This window comes from Mesorhizobium sp. M7D.F.Ca.US.004.01.2.1 (assembly GCF_003997785.1).
Classification (GTDB): Bacteria; Pseudomonadota; Alphaproteobacteria; order Rhizobiales; family Rhizobiaceae; genus Mesorhizobium; species Mesorhizobium loti.
This window is the reverse complement of record NZ_RZRQ01000489.1, coordinates 1-3,244: the sequence shown is the minus strand read 5'-3', so window position 1 is coordinate 3,244 and position 3,244 is coordinate 1. Positions and strand designations below refer to the sequence as shown.

Annotated in this window: 4 protein-coding genes and 1 riboswitch; of the genes, 2 read left to right on the top strand and 2 right to left on the bottom strand. The window is 64.7% G+C overall.

Annotation, left to right across the window (positions count from 1 at the left end):
• Nucleotides 1-329 (bottom strand): ATP-binding cassette domain-containing protein (locus EN993_RS33505; RefSeq protein ID WP_164757980.1); only part of this gene is annotated, 329 nt, incomplete at its 3' end.
• A gap of 1 nt (nt 330) precedes the next feature.
• Complete coding sequence (locus EN993_RS33500) at nt 331-975, bottom strand: thiamine diphosphokinase (protein WP_127266022.1); 645 nt, start codon at nt 973-975, stop codon at nt 331-333.
• Nucleotides 976-1,062: 87 nt separating this feature from the next.
• A riboswitch (TPP riboswitch) is annotated at nt 1,063-1,177 on the top strand.
• Nucleotides 1,178-1,220: 43 nt separating this feature from the next.
• Here EN993_RS33500 and thiB point away from each other — a divergent pair.
• Together thiB and EN993_RS33490 are read left to right on the top strand one after the other, a co-directional pair.
• Nucleotides 1,221-2,219 (top strand): thiamine ABC transporter substrate binding subunit, encoded by a 999-nt coding sequence (gene thiB, locus EN993_RS33495; RefSeq protein WP_109664831.1) that lies wholly within the window; start codon nt 1,221-1,223, stop codon nt 2,217-2,219.
• 8 nt (nt 2,220-2,227) lie between these two features.
• The coding region (locus EN993_RS33490; protein ID WP_127266021.1) for an ABC transporter permease subunit at nt 2,228-3,244 on the top strand (1,017 nt) is incomplete at its 3' end.

The window sequence follows — 3,244 nt, the reverse complement described above, 5'->3', positions numbered from 1 at the left end:
CCGAGATGCTCCATCAGATAGCTGGCGCGGTAGGGATCGTCGGCGGGGCCAAGTCCGGCCTCGACATACGCGCGAACGGTCGCAAAACCCTCCATGTCGGGCATCTGCGGCAGGTATCGAACGGTTGCCGAAGGCTGGCGGAACACCTCGCCGTCCTGCGGCTCGATCAGGCCAGCGGCGATCTTCAGCAGCGTCGACTTGCCGGACCCGTTGCGGCCGACCAGGGCGATCTTGTCGCCGGCCGAAGCGGTCAAGGCGGCGCCATCGAGCAGCGGCGTGCCGCCAAAGGTCAGCTTTATCCCGTCGAGGTTGAGAAGGGGCGGGGCCATGTCAGCTTTCAGGTAAGGGATAGGGATGAGCGAGCAGCATCGCGCGGCCATGATCCAGCGCGATTTCGAGGTGGCCCTTGACCTCGTTGGAGATGGTCAGCGACGAACCGAACGCCACTTTGACGTTGTTCAGCGGCCATTTGGCGCCGGTGACGGTCAGGCCGGCAAGCTCGGAAAAGCCGAGTACCGAAAACAGCGTGCCGTCGGCATAGTCGAAGCCAGCCGTTCCGTGCAGCAGGGGAACGCCTTCCTGGGCGCCGCTGGTCAAAAGCACATCGGTTCCGGCCTCGGCCAGCCGCAGGGCTAGCGCCAGATGCAGGAAAGCGTGATCGGCGCGCTTGCCGCCGAAGGCGCCGGCGAGCACCAGGCTGGTCGCACCGCGCTCCAGTGCGGCGGCGATGGCCAGTTCGCCATCGGTCTGGTCCTTTTCCGCCGGGAAGGTCCGGCGCGGCACGGAAGCGAGATCGTCAGGCAGGTTGGCCGGCACCGAATCGAAATCACCCACCCACAGCTCCGGCACGAGACCCAGCAGCCGCGCATGGCCGATGCCGGCGTCGGCGGCGATGACGCGGGAGCCTTCGACCTGGCGGTCGAGCCGTGGCGTGCGGATGAGATCGCCGCCAAGCAGGATGGTGAATGTGCTCATATCGTGTGGCCCTTACCAGCCCGGCACGGGAAACGGAAGGCGGCAAACTCCCACTTGCGTGGGGGATCGGCCCGGCCTATGTGTCGAAACGCTCTAACGGGGTGCCGGACGCGATCTTCGCGGACCGGCTGAGAGGCAATCTCGCCAACCCGCTGAACCTGATCCGGTTTGTACCGGCGGAGGGATTAGACGTTTCGGACAGTCCGACGCCTCAATTCCTTTCAATTCGAACGAAGGAGGCGCCGATGCGCACGCTTTTATATTCTCTTGTCTCAGCAATGACCGTGGTCCTGTCCGGACCGGCCTTGGCCAAGGACAAGCTCACCGTCTACACCTATGAGAGTTTCACCGCCGACTGGGGTCCGGGTCCCGTGGTGAAGAAGGAATTCGAGGCCGAATGCGGCTGCGATGTCGAATTCGTCTCGGTCGCCGATGGCGTCGCGCTGCTCAACCGCGTCAAGCTCGAAGGCGCGTCGACCAAGGCCGATATCGTGCTTGGCCTCGACACCAATCTTACCGCCGATGCCAAGGCGTCAGGCCTGTTCGCACCGCATGGCGCGGTGACCGACGTCAATGTGCCGGGCGGTTGGAGCGACGACACTTTTGTCCCCTTTGATTACGGCTATTTCGCTGTCGTTTACGACACCGAGAAGCTGAAGACGCCGCCGAAGAGCCTGAAGGACTTGGTCGAAGGCAGTGCCGACGACAAGATCGTCATCCAGGATCCGCGCACCTCGACGCCCGGCCTCGGCCTGCTTCTGTGGGTCAAGTCGGTCTATGGCGACAAGGCGCCGGAGGCCTGGGCCAAGCTCAAGCCGAAGGTGCTGACGGTGACGCCGGGCTGGAGCGAGGCCTATGGCCTGTTCACGAAGGGCGAGGCGCCGATGGTGTTGTCCTACACGACGTCGCCGGCCTACCACATGGTCGCCGAGAACACCGAGCGCTATCAGGCGGCCTCCTTCGAGGAGGGCGAGTATCTGCAGATCGAGGTGGCGGGCATCACCACGACAGGGGCCAAGAATCCGCTGGCGGCAAAGTTCATGGCCTTCATGACCGGACCGAAATTCCAGGATGCCATCCCCGAGACCAACTGGATGTTCCCGGCAGGCAAGACCGACAAGCCGCTCAACCCGGCCTTTGACAAATTGGTCAAGCCAACCAAGACCTTGCAGTTCAGCCCGCAAGAGGTCGCCGCCAACCGCAAGGCCTGGGTGGATGAGTGGCTGGCGGTGATGAGCAAGTAGGCAGCGCGATGACGCCGGCGTATTCCACGGATTCCCGCGTCAGCGCCGGCATTGTCGCGCTCGCCGCAATCGCGCTGCTGATCGGCGGCGCGTTTGCTGGCCTGCTTTTCGAGGGCGCCCATGATTTCTCGGGCGCTTGGGCAGCCTTCGATCCCTATCTGTTGCGCGTCATTCGCTTCACGCTCTGGCAAGCGGCGCTGTCGACGCTGCTTTCCGTCGTGCCGGCGCTGTTCGTGGCGCGCGCTCTGTCGCGGCATCCACGCTTCTTTGGCCGCGCCTTCATCCTGCAGCTCTTCGCCGTACCATTGGCGCTGCCGGCCATCGTCGCGGCCCTCGGCATCCTGGCGCTTTATGGCCGCGCCGGCTATTTCGCCGGCGTGCTCGCCGTGATCGGCGGCGGAAGCTGGCCGGGGATCTATGGCCTGTCCGGCATTCTCGTCGCCCATGTCTTCTTCAATCTGCCGTTGGCGACGCGGCTGTTCCTCGAGGCGCTGCAAACGATTCCAGCCGACCAATGGCGGCTGGCGAGCCAGCTTGGCATGTCGGCGCGGCCGGCGTTCCGGCTGATCGAATGGCCGACGCTGCGTGCCGCCATGCCAGGAGTCGCCGGGCTGGTGTTCATGCTCTGCATCACATCCTTCACGATCGTGCTGATACTGGGCGGCGGGCCGGCCGCGACGACGCTGGAGGTCGGCATCTACCAGGCGCTTCGTTTCGATTTCGATCCCGCACGCGCGGTGACGCTGACGCTGCTGCAGATCGCCTTAACCTTTATCGTGGTGCTGGCACTGACGCGGCTAGGCGCCAATGTGGTCGGCGATACTAACCTGCCGGTCGCGCAACGCCGCTATCTCTTAGTCAACGGGGCCGAGACCTGGCTGAACGCAATGCTCATCGTCTTGGCGTTGCTGTTCGTCGTCGGGCCGATGGCGGCGACGGTGACGGCCGGGTTGGGCGCCGATCTCGGCCGGCTGGCCGGTGAGGCCACCGTCCGGCAGGCGACGCTGACCAGCATGGTGCTGGCC